This is a genomic window from Desulfovibrio desulfuricans (assembly GCF_024460775.1).
GTDB classification, from domain to species: domain Bacteria; phylum Desulfobacterota; class Desulfovibrionia; order Desulfovibrionales; family Desulfovibrionaceae; genus Desulfovibrio; species Desulfovibrio desulfuricans_E.
Genome location: NZ_JANFYZ010000072.1, coordinates 1 through 264, shown reverse-complemented (window position 1 = coordinate 264; position 264 = coordinate 1). Strand labels below are relative to the sequence as shown.

Genomic DNA, 264 nt, shown 5'->3' with positions numbered 1-264 from the left:
CCTCATCTGCATAAATGCCGGCCATTTCATAATTCTCATGCTCATTGATATATTTTGTATAATACTCGACCTGTGCCTCAAAACTATGGAGCTGGTCTTCCTGGTCTGTTGACACACGGCAGTAGGCTGCCACCCTTATCTTCTTTTCCTGTACCGCCTTATGCCCTGTCCGCACCTTCTGGCTTCTTGCTGGTATAACTGTAACGCTTCTTGCCATTCTTATCATCCTTTCTCTGAATATAAATATCTTTTTTGATCTCTCCC

General features: G+C 43.6%; 1 protein-coding gene. It reads right to left on the bottom strand.

The window, feature by feature from the left end; translation table 11 throughout:
* The coding region (locus NE637_RS15445) for a recombinase family protein (protein ID WP_256267814.1) at positions 1-217 on the bottom strand (217 nt) is incomplete at its 3' end.
* Positions 218-264 lie beyond the last annotated feature (47 nt).